This window comes from Pseudoduganella sp. jia 9 (assembly GCF_055502615.1).
The window spans coordinates 273,243-288,946 of the sequence record NZ_JBUPWE010000004.1; the positions used below are offsets into that span (position 1 = coordinate 273,243).

The window sequence follows — 15,704 nt, forward strand, 5'->3', positions numbered from 1 at the left end:
TCGGCGGTATCAGCTTGAAGCCATCCGCCACACTGCTGTCGCATCGCGCTTGCCTCCGGTGCGCCACCTGCCGTGCCGCACCGGTCACCACGAAACCGGTTTAGAACTCTTCCCACTCGTCCGCGGCAGGCGCCTTGCTGGCTGCCGGCTTCTGCGCGCGCGGCTGCGGCGCCTTCCCGGACGCGGCCGCGCGCGGCAGCGCAACCACCGGCCTTGGCGATGCAGGTGCAGGAGCATGGGCACGTGCTGGAACAGGAGCGGCATCGTTCGACAGCTTGAAGGCGCTGACGGCGCCCAGCAGGTTTTCCGTCTCGTGCTGCATCGCTTGCGTGGCGGCAGCCGCTTCCTCGACCAGCGCCGCATTGCGCTGCGTGACTTCATCCATCTGCGTGATCGACTGGTTCACCTGCGCAATGCCGTTGCTCTGCTCGCGGCTCGCTTCGGCGATATCGACGACGATGCCCGTCACGCGTTCGACGCTGGCCACCATCTCGTTCATGGCCTGCGCCGCCTGAGTCGCCAGCATGCTGCCGGAGCCCACCTTGTCGACGGAATCGGCGATCAGCCCCTTGATTTCCCTGGCTGCCGCGGCGCTGCGCTGGGCCAGCGTGCGCACCTCGGAAGCCACCACGGCAAAGCCGCGGCCCTGCTCGCCTGCGCGCGCTGCTTCCACGGCCGCGTTCAGCGCCAGGATATTGGTCTGGAAAGCAATGCCGTCGATCACGCCGATGATGTCGACCACCTTGCGCGACGATGCGTCGATCGCCGCCATGGTCTCCGACATCTGGCCCATGACGGCACCGCCCGCCGCCGCCTTCGTGGAGGCTGCCTCGACCAGCTCGCGCGCCTGCATCGTGTTGTCGGCGGTACTCTGCACGGTGCTGGTCAGCTCTTCCATCGTGGCGGCCGTTTCTTCCAGCGCACTGGCCTGGCTTTCCGTTCGCGAGGAGAGATCCTGGTTGCCCATGGCAACCTCGTTGGCGGCCGTGCCGATCGCCTGGGCACCGGCGCGCACGTTCGACACCATCTCGATCAGGCTTTGCTGCATCTTGCCGATGCCGCCCATCAGGCGGTCGATCTCGTTGTTGCCCCGTGCTTCCACCTGGGCGGTGAGGTCGCCGTGCGCCACGCCGTCCAGCAATTGCACGGCGCGCTCCAGCGGCGAGATGACGAGGTTGCGCAGGAATACGTGCATGCCGATGACCAGCGCCATTGCACCGGCCAGGCCCAGCGCCACCAGCCACAGCACCAGCCGGTACTCGCCGTTGCGCTCCTTCATCAGCGCTTCGCCGCGCTCGGTGTTCTGCTTCTGGAACTTTTCCAGCAGCGTCGAGATCTCGGCACCGCGCGGTGTCAGGTCGCGGCTGTTGATCGTGGCGAAGGCGGCAATGTCATTGCTCTTCAGCGCGGCAATGGCCCCTTCGAGCGTATCGAGCATGCGGGTCGATGACGCGACGAGATCGTTGCGCAGTTGGGCATCGGTCCCCTGGGATGGCGGCGCAGCAGCAAAATCGGCCAGCGCCTTGCGTGTGCGGACCAGGTAATTCGTGGCATTGCCGAGGGCGCTGCCGTTGCCGGCGACCTGGCCGCCGTCGCGCGATTCCGAATAGGCGCGGTTCAGGCTGGAGCGAACGCGGGTGGCGTCCTTGTAGACGTCATTGATTGCCTGCGTTTCCAGGGCAATATCCTGCACCAGCGACAATGCGCCGTTGGAGCGCTTGATCATGAACACACCAAGCGCCGCGCCGATCGCGATCATCACGGTAAACAGGCATAGCGCAGCCATCAGGCTGAATCGAACGGTAAGTTTGGGCATGTGGTCTTCCTGGAAAAGCGCAGCGGTCAGAGAACCGTATTCTCCTGCCACGCTTTGGTGCGCACAATATCGCACCGTTGGAATGCACCAGAAAGTAGCCGCAGAGCAACAGAAACTTGCTAGAAAGATCTCGACCCGATCCCGTTTTGCACGACTTGCGTGCAACGATGGCAGATCCGCCCCAACTGCCGAGCTGGTTGCTAAACAACGTTGGGGACAGCTTTTTTACAACAGCTTGCCGACGAGCAGCACAGCCGGCGGTGATGGGTCAGTGGCGGTGGCCGCAGCCGTGATGGGCCTTGGTCTCCGTGCCGTGGAGGACGGCGCCCGGTTCGCGCCCGGTATCGCCGAAGAAGCCGGCGGCATGCAGGCGGCCGATGTAGTCGTGCCAGCGCGCATCGCGGTTAGCACCCAGCTCGTAAAGGTACTGCCAGGTGTACAGGCCGGAGGAGTGCCCGTCCGTAAAGATTGGCTTCAGCGCGTACTGGCCCACGGGTTCCAGGTCGGTGATGCCGACGTCGCGCTTGCCGACCTGCAGCGTTTCCTGCCCGGGGCCGTGGCCCTGCACTTCGGCCGACGGCGAATACACGCGCAGCAGCTCGAAGGGGATGTTGAACGATGCGCCATCGTCGAAAGCGATTTCGAGGGTGCGCGATTTGTTATGCAGGGTAATAGCGGTGGGATTGGCCATAATGAATCAGCTTAGGTCAGTTTTCTATGCTTCGTGCTTCGTGCTTCGTGCTTCGTGCTTCGTGCTTCGTGCGTCACGCCTCATGCCTCATGCGTCATGCGTTCGCGGATCGTGGCGTGCAGCTCGGGCAGCAAGGCGGTGCGCACGGCCAGCGCGGCAGCGGCAGGATCGCGCTGGCGCGTGCCCCACGTGGGGTTGGGGAAGTGCGCATCGTCCGCATAGCGGGGAATCACGTGCCAGTGCACGTGCGGGGTCATGTTGCCGAAGCTGGCCACGTTGACCTTGTGCGGCGCGAGCACGTCGCGCAGCGCCGCTTCCACGGCCCACACGGCACGCATCACGCGATCGCGCTCCGCGGCCGGCAAGTCGGTCATCTCCCTGACGTGCGCATTCCACACCACGCGCGTGAAACCGGGGTAGCCCGGCTCGTCGACAGCGACAACGGACAGCGCATCGTCGCTCCAGATGACGGTGCCCGCAGGGGGCGCCGCCAGCAGGGTGCACAGGTCGCAGGCCATCGCGCCGTTCACCGCGTCGTTCTGCGTCATACCAGCACGCGCTCGATGCCGCCGTCGTTGGCGCGCTTCACGTAATCGGGCATCCAGTTCTCGCCCAGCAGGTGGCGGGCGATTTCCACGACGATGTAGTCGGCGGTGGTGCCCGAATCCTCGTTGAAGCGCGACAGGCCCTGGAAGCACGCCGGGCAGCTCGTGAGGATCTTCACGTCGCCATCGAAGCCGTCGGCACGCAGCTTGTCCGCGCCCTTGACCATCTCTTCTTCCTTGCGGAAGCGCACCTGCGTGGAGATGTCCGGCCGCGCCACGGCCAGCGTGCCCGACTCGCCGCAGCAGCGGTCGTTCTTCTCGATCTTCACGCTGTCGTGCGTCTGCACCAGCGCGTTCACGGTCTTCATCGGGTCCTGCAGCTTCATCGGCGTATGGCAGGGATCGTGGTACATGTAGCGGGTACCGGTCACGCCTTCCAGCTTGACGTTCTTCTCCAGCAGGTATTCATGGATGTCCATGATGCGGCAGCCGGGGAAGATCTTCTCGAATTCGTACGTGGCCAGCTGGTCGTAGCAGGTACCGCACGAGACGAGCACGGTCTTGATGTCCAGGTAGTTCAGCGTGTTGGCCATGCGGTGGAAGAGGACGCGGTTATCCGTCATCATCTTCTCGGCCTTGTCGTAGTCGCCCGAGCCGCGCTGCGGATAGCCGCAGCACAGGTAGCCCGGCGGCAGCACCGTCTGCACGCCCACTTCCCACAGCATGGCCTGGGTAGCCAGGCCCACCTGCGAGAACAGCCGCTCGGAGCCGCAGCCCGGGAAGTAGAACACCGCTTCCGTGTTGGCATTGGTCTTCTTCGGATCGCGGATGATCGGGATCATCTTGTCGTCTTCGATATCGAGCAGCGCGCGCGCCGTCTTCTTCGGCAGGTTGCCCGGCATCTTCTTGTTGACGAAGTGGATGATCTGCTCGCGGATCGGCGGCTTGCCCGTGGTCGGCGGCGGTGCCTTGGTCTGCTGGCGCGCCACCTTCTTGAACACTTCGTTGCCCAGGCGCTGGGCCTTGGCGCCGACTCCGACAATGGCCTGCCGCGCCGCGTTGACGGTGCCCGGATCGGTCGCGTTCAGGAAGAACATCGTGGCGGCCTTGGCCGGATTGAACGAGCGCTTGTCCATCTTGCGCAGCAGGTTGCGCATGTTCATCGACACGTCGCCGAAGTCGATGTTCACCGGGCATGGCGTCTCGCACTTGTGGCACACGGTGCAGTGATCGGCCACGTCCTCGAACTCTTCCCAGTGGCGGATCGAGATGCCGCGGCGGGTCTGCTCCTCGTACAGGAAGGCCTCGATCAGCGACGACGTCGCCAGGATCTTGTCGCGTGGCGAGTACAGCAGGTTTGCACGCGGGATGTGCGTGTTGCAGACCGGCTTGCACTTGCCGCAGCGCAGGCAGTCCTTGATGCTGTTGGCGATCTCGCCGATATCGCTTTGCTGCATGATCAGCGACTCATGGCCCATCAGGCCGAACGACGGCGTGTACGCGTTGCGCAAGTCGGCATCCATGCCGGGCAGGTTCAGCAGCTTGCCCTTGTTGAAGCGGCCTTCCGGGTCGACACGCAGCTTGTAGTCGCGGAATTCGCCGATTTCGTCTTCGGTGAGGAATTCCAGCTTGGTGATGCCGATGCCGTGTTCGCCCGAGATCACGCCGTTCAGCGAACGCGCCAGCTTCATGATGCGGGCCACGGCCTGGTGCGCGTCCTGCAGCATCTCGTAATGATCCGAGTTCACCGGCAGGTTGGTGTGCACGTTGCCGTCGCCGGCGTGCATGTGCAGCGCCACGAACACGCGGCCGCGCAGGATCTTCTTGTGGATCGCCTGCGCTTCGTCGAGGATCGGCTTGTAGGCGGCGCCGTTGAAGATCTGGCGCAGCACGGCGCGGATCTCCTGCTTCCAGCTGATGCGCACGGTGCGGTCCTGCACCACGTCGAACAGCGTGGCGGCCGGCTGGCGCTGCAGGCGTTCTTCGAACAGAGCGCTCAGGTCCTGCAGGCCGAGCTGGTACAGCTCGAGCCGCGCGGCATCCAGCGGCTTGTCCAGGTTGGCCAGGATGTAGGCCCAGCGTTCCTGCACCTGGTCGAGCAGGGCCAGGGCCTGCTGCGGGCGGTCGCCCAGCATTTCGGCATCGCCGACGCCGTCTTCCGACGCGTCGTCGCTCTTGCCGATCGGCAGGTTGCCCGCTTCGACGTACTCGCGCAGCGCGGCAGCCAGCTGCAGCTTGTTCTTGATCGACAGCTCGACGTTGATGCGCTCGATGCCGTCCGTGTATTCGCCCATCCGGTTCAGCGGGATGACGACGTCCTCGTTGATCTTGAACGCGTTGGTGTGCTTGGCGATCGCCGCCGTACGGGCGCGGTCGAGCCAGAATTTCTTGCGCGCTTCCGGGCTGACGGCAACGAAGCCCTCGCCGACGCGGGTATTGGCCAGGCGCACCACTTCGGATGCGGCCAGCGCCACGGCGGATTCATCGTCGCCGACGATGTCGCCGAACAGCGCCATCTTCGGCAGCACACCGCGCTTCGACTTGGTGGCGTAGCCGACGGCGCGCAGGTAGCGCTCGTCGAGGTGCTCCAGGCCGGCAAGGCGCAGCGTGGCGAACTGCTCGCCCTGCGCCGGCAGGCCGTCCAGGTAATCCTTGATCTCGACGATCGACGGAATCGCATCGCGCGCCTGGCCGAAGAATTCCAGGCAGACGGTACGCGTAAACTTCGGCATCTTGTGCAGGATCCAGCGCCCCGACGTGATGAGACCGTCGCAGCCTTCCTTCTGGATGCCCGGCAGGCCGGCCAGGAACTTGTCGGTCACGTCCTTGCCGAGGCCTTCCTTGCGGAACTTGCGGCCGGCGATTTCCAGGATCTCGGTCTTGAATGGCGCGCCCTTCGCCTCGCCCTTGGCGTTCGGGTGCGTCCATTCCAGCTTGAAACGGGCCAGCGGCGTGTCGTGGATCTTCGACAGGTTGTGATCCAGGCGCGTGACGTCGAGCCAGTCGCCGTTCGGGTCGACCATGCGCCACGATGCCAGGTTGTCCAGCGCGGTGCCCCACAGCACGGCCTTCTTGCCGCCCGCGTTCATCGCGATGTTCCCGCCGATGCACGAGGCATGCGCCGACGTGGGGTCGACCGCGAACACGAAGCCGGCCTTCTCGGCCGCAACCGACACCTGGTTCGTGATCACGCCCGCCTCGGTGTAGATGGTGGCGTAATCGCGATCGAGGCCAGGAAGCACCTTCATCTCCACGGGATCGATGCGCAGCAGCTTTTCCGTGTTGATCACTGCCGACAGCGGCGTCAGCGGGATGGCGCCGCCGGTATAGCCGGTGCCGCCGCCGCGCGGGATGATCGTCAGGCCCAGTTCGATGCAGCCTTTCACGAGACCAGCCATTTCCTCTTCCGCATCCGGCGTGAGCACGACGAACGGGTACTCGACGCGCCAGTCGGTGGCGTCGGTCACGTGCGAGACGCGCTTCATGCCGTCGAAGCAGATGTTGTGCTTGGCGGTGTAGCGGCCCAGCACCTTGACCGCGCGCTTGCGCAGGTCGTACATCAGGCGGAATTCCTCGCCGAAATCGGCCACGGCCTTGCCGGCGGCGGCCAGCAGCTTTTCGACGCTGGCGGCGCGCTTCGCGGCGGCTTCACCGGTTTCATCGGCGTCGATGGCCATGCGCCGCTTGTCCACTTCGGACAGGCGGTGATGCAGCGCGTCGATCAGCGCCTGGCGGCGTTTCGGGTTGTCCAGCAGGTCGTCCTGCAGGTAGGGGTTGCGGCGTACCACCCATATATCGCCCAGCACCTCGTACAGCATGCGCGCGGAGCGGCCGGTCTGGCGGGCACTGCGCAGTTCGTCCAGCAGTTGCCACGACTCCTCGCCCAGCAGGCGAATGACGATTTCGCGGTCGGAGAACGATGTGTAGTTGTACGGGATTTCACGGACGCGGGTCGGCGCGTGGCCGTCCGGCGATTCTGCGAGCAGGGCCTGGATGTGTGCTGGTGCGTTCATGTGTGGGGGATACAGAAGACGCTGGAGATGGTCACTAAGGGGTCCATTTTAACTTATTGCGGCGCACCACGCCCCAACACCCCTATTTTTTGCCGGGTTACGTGTACGTAAAGTGACGAAATAATATTCGGCAACATTCACCGATGAACGACATCCATGCGGCTTTGACATGCAAAAATATCAAAAACGTGCGCGCATTCCGTCCGAGCAAAATAAAGTGTAGCGCTTCAACCACCCAGCAGATTCACCAGCGAACGCCAGAAACCGTCGGGGATGTACAGCAGCGCGACCGTCATGGTCAGGTAACGGGCGAACTTGCCGATCGCCATGTAGCCCACGGCGGGCCAGAACGGCAGCTTCAGCCAGCCGCCGAGGGTGCACAGCGGGTCGCCGATGCCGGGCAGCCACGACAGTAGCATCGTCTTCGCGCCGTAGTGCGACAGCCAGCCGAACCAGCGGCTTTCGCGTTCCTTCGCGAAAGCCGCCTTGGCGTAATACCCCATCCAGTAGTCGACCACGCCGCCCAGCGTGTTGCCGCAGGTGGCCACGAGGATCGCGGGCCAGAACAGTTCGGGGTTGGCCTTGCAGACGGCAAACACGGCCGGTTCGGAGCCGAGCGGAACGAGGGTCGCGGAAATGAACGAGATGATGAATACCGACGTCAACCCCACTTCCGGCGCCGCCAGGAAGGCCAGCAGCCAGGCGATGGCGCTCTCAATCATGCAGTGTCAACCATGGAGATGCGATGACGGGGTTTCGATGACGTTGCTGCGATCATGCAAAGGCGATCATGAAGATTTGGCGGGTAGCGGGAGCTTCCCATTATAATGATTCGACCCATGTCAACCCCGCACGAATGAACAGGCACGCACCACCCCGCGCACCCTGTACCCGTTCGGGTACTTCCCGGTTATCCACCGTCGATTCATCGCCCCCGCCATCCGCCTGGATTTACTCCGCTCGAGACCATGACTACCGACTACCTGAAGAAGATCCTTACCGCGCGCGTCTACGACGTTGCCCATGAAACGCCGCTGGAACTGGCGCCGACCCTGTCGCAGCGCTTCCAGAACCGCATTTACTTCAAGCGCGAGGATATCCAGGACGTATTCAGCTTCAAGATCCGCGGTGCCTACAACAAGATGGCGCACCTGTCGGAAACGCAGCTGAAGCGCGGCGTGATCTGTGCTTCCGCGGGCAACCATGCGCAGGGCGTGGCATTGTCGGCCGCGCGCATGGGCTGCCGCGCCGTGATCGTGATGCCCACCACCACACCGCTGCTGAAGATCGAAGCGGTCAAGGCGCGCGGCGGCGACAACGTGGAAGTGCTGCTGCACGGCGAGTCCTATACCGATGCCTACAACCATGCGCTGACGCTGGAAAAGGAACAGAAGCTGACGTTCGTGCACCCGTTCGACGATCCCGACGTGATCGCCGGCCAGGGCACGATCGGCATGGAGATCCTGCGCCAGCATTCCGGGCCGATCCATGCGATCTTCATCGCGATCGGCGGCGGCGGCCTGATCTCGGGCGTGGCCGCGTACATCAAGCAGATCCGGCCGGACATCAAGATCATCGGCGTGGAAACGATGGATGCCGATGCGATGGCGCGCAGCCTGAAGGCGGGCGAGCGCGTGACCCTGCCGGACGTGGGCCTGTTCGCGGACGGCACCGCGGTGCGCCTGGTCGGCGAGGAAACGTTCCGCCTCGCGCAGCAGTACGTGGACGATGTGATCATCGTCGACACGGATGCGATCTGCGCGGCGATCAAGGACGTGTTTACCGATACCCGCTCGATCCTGGAACCGTCCGGCGCGCTGGCCGTGGCCGGCGCCAAGGCCTATATCGAGCGCGCCGCGCTGACCAGGAACCCGATCGTCAACGAGACGCTGATCACCGTCACCTCGGGCGCCAACATGAACTTCGACCGGCTGCGCTTCGTGGCCGAGCGCGCCGAGCTGGGCGAATTCCGCGAAGCCGTGTTTGCCGTGACGATGGCCGAACAGCGCGGCAGCTTCAAGCGCTTCTGCGGCCTGATCGGCCCGCGCAACGTGACCGAGTTCAACTACCGGATCAGCGACCAGGAACAGGCCCACGTCTTCGTCGGCATCCAGATCGCCGACCGCGGCGAATCGAGCGCGCTGGCACGCCGCTTCGAGGAGCACGATTTCCGCACGCTGGACCTGACGCACGACGAACTGGCCAAGTCCCACCTGCGCCACCTGGTGGGCGGCAAGAGCGCGCTGGCCCAGGATGAACTGCTGTACCGTTTTGAATTCCCCGAGCGCCCGGGCGCGCTGATGCGCTTCCTCGACAGCATGGCGCCGAACTGGAACATCTCCCTGTGCCACTACCGCTCGCAGGGTGGTGACGTGGGCCGCATCCTGATCGGCCTGCAGGTACCGCCGGAAGAAATGGACGAATTCGCCAAATTCCTCGCCACGCTCGGCTACCGGTACTGGGACGAGACGCAGAACCCGGTGTACAAGCTGTTCCTGTAACAGCGTACTGCCAATGCAAAATTAGGCAAAATTAGGGACGGACCCTGTTTTCTGGGAAACTTCCGGAAATCGGGTTCGCTCGCCGGCCTGTTCTTCGCGGGTTTCCTGAAAAACAGGGTCCGTCCCTGATTTTTGCCATGCATGCCCAGGCGTTTTCCTGCTTCGAGGTTTTGCGCTACCATGGCAGGCTGTCCCGTCTTGAAGGCCCGCCATGTCGAATTCCCCCGAACATTCTCCGCTCGGCAAGAACTCCGCTTATCGCACCGATTACGCACCGGAGCTGCTGTTCCCGATTCCGCGCATCGGCAAGCGTGACGAGCTCGGCCTGACCGGCACGCTGCCGTTCTTCGGTGTCGACCTCTGGAATGCCTACGAACTGTCGTGGCTGAACATGCGTGGCAAACCGCAGGTGGCGGTGGCGCGGATTACGGTGCCGGCCGATTCGCCGAACATCATCGAATCGAAGTCGTTCAAGTTGTACCTGAATTCCTTCAACCAGACACGGCTGGGTGGCCCGGACGCGCTGCGCGACCTGCTGCAGCAGGACCTGTCCGCTGCCACTGGCGCGAACGTGCAGGTGGCGCTGACGATGCAGGAAGACTTCGCGACCCTGCGGATGGGCGAGCTGGACGGCCTGCTGCTGGACCGCCTGGACATCGAGGTCGACCAGTATTCGCCGCAGCCGTCGATCCTGAAAGCGAACTTCGATGAGCTGCCGGTCGAAGAGACCCTGGTATCGCACCTGCTGAAATCGAATTGCCTGGTGACCGGCCAGCCGGACTGGGGCAGTGTGCAGATCAGTTATTCCGGGCCGCAGATCGACCAGGAAAGCCTGTTGAAATACCTGATCGGCTTTCGCGAACACAATGAATTCCACGAACAGTGCGTGGAACGCATCTTTGTCGACATCCTGCGCGAGTGCAAACCGGCGCACCTGACCGTATACGCCCGGTATACCCGTCGTGGCGGGCTCGACATCAATCCTTGGCGCAGCAATTTCACCAAGGCCGGCCGGCCGTCGAATTTACGCAACGCAAGACAATAATTGAGTCAGCGCAAAGCAGCCGCGATGAGAGTATGCTCAGCTTCAGGATGCTCGCGGCACGTTGGCCGGAAACGCGCAATAATCGGTCAATGCGATTTCATGCGATGGAAATGTCGGCGCCCGGCATTGTTTTGACGTGGAAATAGCGTCACGCATATTGCCAGGCATATTCATGGCCAAACTGGATACTTTTCATCGCGTGCATGGCACGCTGGCCCGCAACGAGGCGCCGTTGCCGGTCCGAGCAATTTCGGGTTACACGGCGGACAAACAGGCCTATAATTCTGCTCGCCAGCCATCTTTGTGCGCCGCACCAATTACGTCGCGTTATGAACAACCTGAGTAAAATCCTTTCGCCCGAGAACGTTCAACTGGATTTAGAAGTTTCCAGCAAGAAGCGAGCTTTCGAGCAAGCAGGCCTTATTTTCGAGAATAACTGCGGCATCGCCCGCTCGACCGTTTCGGACAACCTGTTTGCCCGTGAACGGCTGGGTTCGACTGGCCTGGGCCACGGCGTGGCCGTGCCGCACGGCCGGGTCAAGGGCGCGAAAAGCCTGAAGTCGCCACTGGCGGCCTTCGTGCGGCTGGCCGAGCCGATTCCATTCGAATCGCCGGACGGCAAGCCTGTCAACCTGTTGTTCTTCCTGCTGATTCCCGATCATGTGACGCAGCAGCACCTGGAAATCCTTTCCGAGATCGCAGAAATGTTCTCGGACGACAGTTTCCGCCAGGCGTTGTCCACCGATCCCGACCCGCAGTCCGTCCATCGCCGCATCGTGAACTGGCAACCCAGTCTGCAGGCGGCAGGTTAAACCGGGCCTCGCCCTACTCCACAATAAAAAAGCCCATGCTGCAAAATCCCCTGACGATTCAACGCCTGTACGACGACAATCGGGAATCTTTGCAACTGGGGTGGTTCGCCGGCTTTCCCGGCGGCGAACGCACGATCTCCGGCGATGCCGCCTCGGCCGCCGACCAGGTGGGCCACCTGAACACGATCCATCCGGGCCGTATCCAGGTGTTCGGACACCAGGAAATCAATTATTACCATCGGCTCAAGGCACTCACGCGCGCCCACGTCATCGGCGAGCTGATCGCCGGCGGGCCGCCGGCACTGATCGTTGCGCAAGGGCTGGAAACGCCGCCCGACATTCTCGCGATCTGCGACGAAAAGAATATTCCGCTGTTCTCCACGCCGCTGCCGGCGGCGCAGGTGATCGACTTCCTGCGCGTGTATCTGTCGAAGAAGCTGGCGCAACGCATCATCATGCATGGCGTGTTCATGGACGTGCTCGGTGTCGGCGTGCTGATTACCGGCGATTCCGGCCTGGGCAAGAGCGAGCTGGGCCTCGAACTGATTTCCCGCAGCCATGGCCTGGTGGCCGACGATGCCGTCGAGTTCTCGCGCATCGCGCCGAACATGATCGAGGGCCGCTGCCCGCCCCTGCTGCAGAACCTGCTCGAAGTGCGCGGGCTGGGGCTGCTGGACATCAAGGCGATCTTCGGCGAAACCGCGGTACGCCGGAAGATGCGCCTGAAGCTGATCGTCCACCTGGTGCGCCGCTCCGCCCTCGAGGAAGAAGTGGAACGCCTGCCATTCCAGTTCCCCACCGAAGACGTGCTGGGCCTGCCGATCCGCAAGGTCGTGATCCCCGTCGCCGCCGGCCGCAACATCGCGGTGCTGCTCGAAGCCGCCGTACGGAACACCATCCTGCAGCTGCGCGGGATCGATACGCTGCAGGAGTTCATGGAGCGGCAACGGCAGGCGATGAGCGGGGACTGAAGCCGCCACCTGCCCCGCTATCGCTGGCGCCGCATTGCGACACGAGCCGGTAAGATCGGGCCTCGCAGTCCTGGTATTTCCACATGCCGACATTCCAGTGGTTCCTCCTGATCGGCTGCCTGATGCTGGCGCGCGGGTTGTGGGGAACGCCGATCGCTCATCTCCCTTTCACATCCGCAATGATCTACCTCGCCGTTGGCCTGGTAGTGGGACCGTTCGGCCTCGGCATCTTCTCCTTCGATCCGTTCGCGGAGGCGCCGCTGCTCGAGGTACTGACCGAGGTGGCGGTGCTGATCTCGCTGTTCTCGGCGGGCATCAAGATGCCCGTTCCGGTAACGATCCCGCGCTGGCTGCCACCCATCCGCCTTGCATGGCTGGCGATGGCGATATCGGTGCTGTTGATGACGCTGTTCTCGTATTACGTGCTGGATTTGCCGCTCGGTGCCGGCGTGCTGCTTGGCGCGATCCTGGCGCCGACCGATCCGGTGCTGGCGAGCGACGTACAGCTGCGCCATGCCGGCGACAAGGACCCGTTGCGCTTTACGCTGAGCTCCGAGGCCGGCATGAACGATGGCAGCGCCTTCCCGTTCGTGATGCTGGGCCTGGGCCTGCTCGGCCTGCACGACCTGGGCCCGCATGGCCTGCACTGGCTCGGCAAGGAGCTGCTGTGGGGCACTATCGGCGGCATCGCGATCGGCAGTGCCTGCGGGGCTGGCCTGGCACGGATAAGCCACGCCTTGCGCCGCTGCCGGCCGCAGCACGAAGTACTGGACGACTTGATGGGCCTGGGCCTCATCGCGGTCTCGTACGGGCTGACCGTGTCGGTGGAGGCGTGGGGATTCCTCGCCGTATTCGCCGCCGGCGTCGCCCTGCGCCAGACCGAACTGACTCTGGCGGCGCGCTCCGGCAAGGCGATCCTGACCGAGAAAGGCGTCGAGCCGGTGCAGGAGACCATTTCCGCCAACTCGCTGCTGTTCAAGGAGCACCTGGAACGGCTGTCGGAACTGACGCTGGTACTGCTGCTGGGCGGCGCCGCGGTGTACTGGATCGACGACTGGCGCGGCTGGGCCACGGCGCTGTTCCTGTTCGTGGTGGCGCGTCCCGTCAGCGTGTTCATCGCGCTCGGTGGCGGCACCATGCGCTCGCGCGGCATCATCGCGTGGTTCGGCGTGCGCGGCATCGGGTCGCTGTATTACCTGGCGTATGCGATCAACCATGGATTGCCGGAGCCGCTGGCCCGCAGCATGATCGGCATGACGGTCGCCGTGATCATGCTGTCGATCGTCACGCATGGCACCAGTGTCACACCGCTGCTCGACCGTTTCTGGCGGCGCTGAGCGCGATCTTTTCCTGCCGTTTTAAGGTATCATCCCGCGCATGCGCATCGTCCTCATTACCGGTATTTCCGGCTCGGGCAAATCGGTGGCCCTGAACGTTCTCGAAGACACCGGCTATTACTGTGTAGATAACTTGCCGCCAGCCTTGCTGGCCAATCTTGTTGCCACCCTGGCCGAGGAGGGCACCCCGGCGCTGGCCGTGGCGGTCGACGCCCGCAGCGCGGCTTCGCTGGCCAGCCTGCCGGGCGACGTCCGCAAGCTGCGCGAACTGGGGCATGACGTGAAGATCATGTTCCTGACCGCGAATACACATTCCCTGGTCGCGCGCTTCTCGGAAACACGCCGCAGCCATCCGCTGTCGCACGAGCTGCATCCCGGCAAGAACCCGTCGGCGCGCCGCACGCTGATCGAATGCATCGGCGAGGAGCGCGAGCGCCTGTCCGCGATCGAGCAGCTGGGCCACGTGATCGACACGTCGGAAATTTCCGCCAACAAGCTGCGTGCCTGGATCAAGGAACTGGTTGAAAGCGAGAACGCGCCGCTGACGCTGTTCTTCGAGTCGTTCGCGTTCAAGGTAGGCGTGCCGCAGGATGCGGACTTCGTGTTCGACGTGCGCGCGATCCCGAATCCGTATTACGACCTGGCGCTGCGCCCGTTGAACGGCCGCGATGCGCCCGTGATCGCATTTCTCGATGCGCAGCCCAGTGCCGAAGAAATGTTCGGCGATATCCGTGGCTTCATCGAAAAATGGCTGCCAGCGTTCAAGACCGATAACCGCAGCTATTTGACGGTCGCCATCGGCTGCACCGGCGGCCAGCACCGCTCCGTGTACATGGCCGAGCGGCTCGCGCGGCATTTCAATGCGGCGGAACGCGTGGTGCTGCGCCATCGCGAGCAAAACTAAGTCAGCCGATGTAAGGAGTGTGCGCTTGCAGGCGCACATCGCTGCGCTTACCTCCAGTACGGCGCGACATTCCCGGCAATCCGCTTGAACTCCGCCTCGGTCAGGGGCAGTTGCCGGAACGCGGCCCAGCTCTCGCGCGGCCGCAGGTTCTTGCCCGCCGCGGCATCCGAGCCGAACAGGATGCGTTCGGCACCGATCTGGCGGATGCGCTGTGCCAGCTTTTCCCGCTGTTGCGGCGTGATGTCCGGATTGGCCATCGTGGCGGCGTCGAACCAGAGCCGTTTCGTGCGCGGATCGCGGGCGGCCATGGCGTCGGCCAGCACACCCAGCGCTTCGTCCGACGGTGCATCTCCATAGCCGGGGCCGGTGCCTGCCAGGTGTGCGACCTGCACTGTCACGTCCGGCGCGGCGGGCAACAGCTGTTCGAGGAGGATGCGGGCCTGGGCGGCGCCATACGGCCGGTGCTTCGATACGGATGCCCGCATGTGCACCGCGATCGCCATCTTCTTCGCATTGGCCGCGGCGAATACCTGCCGTAGCCGCGCGGCGTGTTCGGGCAACTCCAGCTGCACGTCCGAATTCCCGAAATGCAGTTTCAGGCCATGCTTCAGGCCGGGCAGCGCGGCGCAGCGTTCCAGTTCTTCGAGCGCATATTCCTTCAGCGGATTGACGCTGCAGAAGGCCAGCAGCCGGTCAGGGTATAGCGCGGCCTGCGCGCCGTTGAAGTCGTTCTCGGCGCGCACTTTCATATACTCGTCCTCGATCTTGCGCGCCGGACTGCCCCACACGTAGGCGACGGACAGCAGCACGGCACGGCGGATGCCGGCGGCGTCGAGCAGCGCGATCATGTCCTTCGCCGTAATCACGGAGGGCCCGCCGGCCCCGGTGTCGAGCAGCCGCGCCATCGCCGGACTGAACAGGTGCTGGTGGTGGTCCACCAGGGGTGCGTCGGCCGGCGGCACCGCCGCCTGCATGGTGTTGGCCGGCGCATCGTGGGCCCAGGCGGGAAGTGCCAGCGAAGCGGCGGCGAATGTCAGGAAATCACGGCGGTTCATCAAATATTGCTCCG

General features: G+C 63.9%; 13 protein-coding genes. 7 read left to right on the forward strand and 6 right to left on the reverse strand.

All coding sequences use genetic code 11. The annotated features are described in order from the left end of the window. Positions 1 to 100: 100 nt before the first annotated feature. The 5 genes from ACY34H_RS06130 to ACY34H_RS06150 all read right to left on the reverse strand — a co-directional run bounded on the left by ACY34H_RS06130 (position 101) and on the right by ACY34H_RS06150 (position 7,787). Complete coding sequence (locus tag ACY34H_RS06130; protein ID WP_464976597.1) at positions 101 to 1,816, reverse strand: methyl-accepting chemotaxis protein; 1,716 nt, start codon at positions 1,814 to 1,816, stop codon at positions 101 to 103. A gap of 268 nt (positions 1,817 to 2,084) precedes the next feature. Next, the gene (locus ACY34H_RS06135; protein ID WP_464976598.1) at positions 2,085 to 2,507 is read right to left on the reverse strand and encodes a gamma-butyrobetaine hydroxylase family protein; all 423 of its coding nucleotides are present in this window, start codon (positions 2,505 to 2,507) and stop codon (positions 2,085 to 2,087) included. An 80-nt stretch (positions 2,508 to 2,587) separates the two neighbouring features. After that, the gene (locus ACY34H_RS06140; RefSeq protein ID WP_464976599.1) at positions 2,588 to 3,055 is read right to left on the reverse strand and encodes an HIT family protein; all 468 of its coding nucleotides are present in this window, start codon (positions 3,053 to 3,055) and stop codon (positions 2,588 to 2,590) included. After that, complete coding sequence (locus ACY34H_RS06145; protein WP_464976600.1) at positions 3,052 to 7,065, reverse strand: DUF3683 domain-containing protein; 4,014 nt, start codon at positions 7,063 to 7,065, stop codon at positions 3,052 to 3,054. Before ACY34H_RS06145 ends, ACY34H_RS06140 begins: the two co-directional genes overlap by 4 nt. A 227-nt stretch (positions 7,066 to 7,292) precedes the next feature. Beyond that, the gene (locus ACY34H_RS06150; RefSeq protein ID WP_464976601.1) at positions 7,293 to 7,787 is read right to left on the reverse strand and encodes a YqaA family protein; all 495 of its coding nucleotides are present in this window, start codon (positions 7,785 to 7,787) and stop codon (positions 7,293 to 7,295) included. Positions 7,788 to 8,033: 246 nt separating this feature from the next. Between ACY34H_RS06150 and ilvA the strand changes: the two genes are divergently transcribed. From ilvA to rapZ, 7 genes are all read left to right on the forward strand, one after another. Further along, positions 8,034 to 9,566, forward strand: coding sequence for a threonine ammonia-lyase, biosynthetic (gene ilvA / locus ACY34H_RS06155; RefSeq protein WP_464976602.1), 1,533 nt, complete (start codon positions 8,034 to 8,036; stop codon positions 9,564 to 9,566). A 211-nt stretch (positions 9,567 to 9,777) separates the two neighbouring features. Further along, positions 9,778 to 10,611 carry an NADPH-dependent 7-cyano-7-deazaguanine reductase QueF gene (gene queF, locus ACY34H_RS06160; RefSeq protein WP_464976603.1) on the forward strand — a complete coding sequence of 278 codons (834 nt, stop codon included), beginning with the start codon at positions 9,778 to 9,780 and terminating at the stop codon, positions 10,609 to 10,611. A gap of 172 nt (positions 10,612 to 10,783) precedes the next feature. After that, positions 10,784 to 10,957, forward strand: coding sequence for a hypothetical protein (locus ACY34H_RS06165; protein WP_464976604.1), 174 nt, complete (start codon positions 10,784 to 10,786; stop codon positions 10,955 to 10,957). Further along, positions 10,941 to 11,423 carry a PTS sugar transporter subunit IIA gene (locus ACY34H_RS06170; RefSeq protein ID WP_464976605.1) on the forward strand — a complete coding sequence of 161 codons (483 nt, stop codon included), beginning with the start codon at positions 10,941 to 10,943 and terminating at the stop codon, positions 11,421 to 11,423. The genes ACY34H_RS06165 and ACY34H_RS06170 overlap by 17 nt, the downstream gene beginning before the upstream one ends. 35 nt (positions 11,424 to 11,458) lie before the next feature. Then, positions 11,459 to 12,394 (forward strand): HPr(Ser) kinase/phosphatase, encoded by a 936-nt coding sequence (gene hprK, locus ACY34H_RS06175; protein WP_130186459.1) that lies wholly within the window; start codon positions 11,459 to 11,461, stop codon positions 12,392 to 12,394. 83 nt (positions 12,395 to 12,477) lie between these two features. Continuing rightward, entirely contained in the window at positions 12,478 to 13,731 is a 1,254-nt protein-coding gene (locus ACY34H_RS06180) for a cation:proton antiporter (protein ID WP_464976606.1), read from the forward strand. A 40-nt stretch (positions 13,732 to 13,771) separates the two neighbouring features. Then, entirely contained in the window at positions 13,772 to 14,635 is an 864-nt protein-coding gene (rapZ, locus tag ACY34H_RS06185; protein WP_464976607.1) for an RNase adapter RapZ, read from the forward strand. Positions 14,636 to 14,682: 47 nt separating this feature from the next. Here the strand turns inward: rapZ and ACY34H_RS06190 are convergent, their stop codons facing one another. Continuing rightward, the gene (locus tag ACY34H_RS06190) at positions 14,683 to 15,690 is read right to left on the reverse strand and encodes an amidohydrolase family protein (protein ID WP_464976608.1); all 1,008 of its coding nucleotides are present in this window, start codon (positions 15,688 to 15,690) and stop codon (positions 14,683 to 14,685) included. Positions 15,691 to 15,704 lie beyond the last annotated feature (14 nt).